Here is a 3,374-nt window from a genome sequence, read left to right on the forward strand (position 1 = left end):
CGGTGGTTCCGCATGGAAGGGCCATCGCTCAACGGATAAAAGCTACCCCGGGGATAACAGGCTTATCTCCCCCAAGAGTCCACATCGACGGGGAGGTTTGGCACCTCGATGTCGGCTCATCGCATCCTGGGGCTGTAGTCGGTCCCAAGGGTTGGGCTGTTCGCCCATTAAAGCGGTACGCGAGCTGGGTTCAGAACGTCGTGAGACAGTTCGGTCCCTATCCGTCGTGGGCGTAGGAAATTTGAGAGGAGCTGTCCTTAGTACGAGAGGACCGGGATGGACGCACCGCTGGTGTACCAGTTGTTCTGCCAAGGGCATAGCTGGGTAGCTATGTGCGGAAGGGATAAGTGCTGAAAGCATCTAAGCATGAAGCCCCCCTCAAGATGAGATTTCCCATAGCGTAAGCTAGTAAGATCCCTGAAAGATGATCAGGTTGATAGGTTCGAGGTGGAAGCATGGTGACATGTGTAGCTGACGAATACTAATAGATCGAGGACTTAACCATATAATATGTAGCAATGTTATCTAGTTTTGAAGGAATATGCCTTCATAGTTTGGTGATGATGGCAGAGAGGTCACACCCGTTCCCATACCGAACACGGAAGTTAAGCTCTCTAGCGCCGATGGTAGTTGGGACCTTGTCCCTGTGAGAGTAGGACGTCGCCAAGCAAGCTTAAGACGAGTCAGAATGACTCGTCTTTTTTGTGTTTTATAACTTCTTTTCAAAGCTAAATATTTTGAAGTGCTGCTCATTTTTTAAAAGATTTTTGAGTACGTAGCTATATAAGTTTTATTCAATTTCTTTCGTGATTTTTGACAGGTAATTTAAGATTTTCTATTTTATTTCTTAAAGATAGAATTCATTGGTATGTTAAAATAGTACAGTTGTTTTTGATGTACTTTAATATAAGAAGATTTAAGTTAGAAAAGGAGATAATATGAAAAAGATAAGTATAATTACTATAGTAGTCTTAGTCCTGCTAGTAATCGTGTATATGTTAGTTGGAAATTATTTTTATAACTATGCATTAAATGCGAAACAAGAAAAGGAATTTTTGCAAGATAATCCTCATTTAGTGGAAACGGTAAATGCGTCGGGAGATGTATTGGCTGCAAATGAAGAAAAGAATGCAAACTTCGTATCGAAGTATAAACCTAACACATTAACTATACGTTCTTTCGATAAATTAAATTTAAAAGGTTATGAATATATGAATGAACCATCTAGTCATAAATGGGCAATTGTAGTTCATGGATATAGTGGTAGAGCATCAGAAATGACGAAATATGTTCGTAACTTTTATGAACAAGGCTATAATGTCATAGCACCAGACCTTCGTGGGCACGGAAATAGTGAAGGGGATTATGTTGGTATGGGCTGGCATGATCGTAAAGATGTGTTAATTTGGATTCAACAAATCTTAAAGAAAGACCCTAATGCTGAAATAGCTCTATTTGGTGTTTCAATGGGCGGGGCAACTGTAATGATGACTTCAGGAGAAGATTTACCTTCTAATGTTAAAGTTATTATTGAAGATTGTGGATACTCAACTGTTATTGATGAATTTACTTATCAACTAAAAGATTTATTCCACTTACCGAAGTTTCCTGTTATGAATGCGGCAAATACGGTTACTAAATTAAGAGCTGGGTATGATTTAGAAGAGGCCTCAGCTGTAAAACAAGTAGCGAAAAGTAAAACACCTATGCTGTTCATTCATGGGGATGCTGATACATTCGTTCCTTTTGAAATGTTAGATGAAGTATATAATGCTGCAAAAGTAGAAAAAGAGAAATTAATTGTTCCAGGTGCTGGACATGGGGAAGCGGAGAAAGTAGATTCGAATAAATATTGGAATACTGTATGGAAGTTCGTAGGGAAGTATATTCCGGCATAATTAAAGTTGTTGCATTTATATAGACGATAATCGGAGGGATAATAGTTAATCCTTTTGATTATCGTTTTTTTGTTAATTAGGTATTCTGCTATAAGTGTATTTTTGTATGTACTATATGAAGGAGGTAGAGCAAAAACTTTTGAATTCCTTAATCTCAGTGCTACAATGATTGAAAATTAAAAGTTAACGAGGTGTTTCTATGAAAATTGAAGTTTGGTCAGATTTTGTATGCCCATTTTGCTATATTGGGAAACGTAGATTAGAGATAGCTTTAGAGCAATTTCCGCATAAGAAGGATGTTGAAGTTGAGTTTAAAAGTTTTGAATTAGACCAAAATGCTCCAATCTATTCTGGGACAAGTATTAATGAAGTACTTGCATCAAAGTATGGAATTAGTATTGAAGAAGCTAAGCGTAATAACGTACAGCTAGGAAATCATGCAGCTAGTATGGGTTTAAGTTTTAATTTTGATGAGATGAAGCCGACGAACACGTTTGATGCGCATCGTCTTGCGAAGTTTGCAAAGGATCAAGGAAAAGAAAAAGAGATTACGGAAAATCTACTTTTCGCATACTTCACTGAATCGAGAAATTTAAGTGATGTGGATACACTTGCTACTATCGCTGAAGTTTCAGGTTTAGATAAGCAAGAGGCTTTAAATGTTATTAATGATAAAAATGCGTATGCAAATGATGTTAGAATTGATGAAGCGATTGCTCAGCAATATCAAATTTCGGGAGTACCTTATTTTATTATTAATCAAAAGTATGCTATTTCAGGTGCACAACCACTTGAAACTTTTGTTGGTGCACTTCAGCAAGTGTGGGAAGAAGAGAATCCTGCACCTAAGTTACAAGAACTTTCTTCAGAGGGTGGAAGCGATCTTTCTTGTACTGATGGAAGTTGTTCGGCGCCGTCGAAAGAGCAATAGTTTTTATAGTAGAGTAGTACCCCATAGATAGTTCTGTGGGGTGCTTGTATATAACTATAGAAGAAATACATAAGTGAAATCTATAAAATATAAAGTTTTTTAAAAACGTATTGACGATTATACTTTAGAGGTGTAATATAGAACAAGTCGCCGATGACATTAACATCGCAAGCGACAAACGAAATGAAAAACTTAGTTGACATTGAAAGATGAAAATGTTAACATAAGGAAGTCGCAAATGAGCGACCAAGTAGTTCTTTGAAAACTGAACGAAACAAACAACGTGAAACGTCAATTTTTATTTTAGATGCTAGACAAACTAACTTTATTGGAGAGTTTGATCCTGGCTCAGGATGAACGCTGGCGGCGTGCCTAATACATGCAAGTCGAGCGAATGGATTAAGAGCTTGCTCTTATGAAGTTAGCGGCGGACGGGTGAGTAACACGTGGGTAACCTGCCCATAAGACTGGGATAACTCCGGGAAACCGGGGCTAATACCGGATAACATTTTGAACTGCATGGTTCGAAATTGAAAGGCGGCTTC

Annotated in this window: 2 protein-coding genes and 3 rRNA genes; all 5 read left to right on the top strand. The window is 38.1% G+C overall.

Annotation, left to right across the window (positions count from 1 at the left end):
* Positions 1 to 505 (top strand): 23S ribosomal RNA (locus tag HMPREF1014_RS28935); the annotation flags it as partial.
* Positions 506 to 553: 48 nt separating this feature from the next.
* A 5S ribosomal RNA gene (gene rrf / locus HMPREF1014_RS28940) occupies positions 554 to 669 on the top strand.
* 269 nt (positions 670 to 938) lie between these two features.
* Positions 939 to 1,898: an alpha/beta hydrolase gene (locus HMPREF1014_RS28945; RefSeq protein WP_000723977.1), complete on the top strand. Its 960-nt coding sequence runs from the start codon at positions 939 to 941 to the stop codon at positions 1,896 to 1,898.
* Positions 1,899 to 2,097: 199 nt separating this feature from the next.
* On the top strand, positions 2,098 to 2,829 hold the full coding sequence (locus tag HMPREF1014_RS28950) for a DsbA family oxidoreductase (protein ID WP_000687915.1): 732 nt from the start codon (positions 2,098 to 2,100) through the stop codon (positions 2,827 to 2,829).
* A gap of 325 nt (positions 2,830 to 3,154) precedes the next feature.
* Positions 3,155 to 3,374, top strand: a 16S ribosomal RNA gene (locus HMPREF1014_RS28955); the annotation flags it as partial.

Source organism: Bacillus sp. 7_6_55CFAA_CT2, assembly GCF_000238655.1.
GTDB classification, from domain to species: domain Bacteria; phylum Bacillota; class Bacilli; order Bacillales; family Bacillaceae_G; genus Bacillus_A; species Bacillus_A cereus.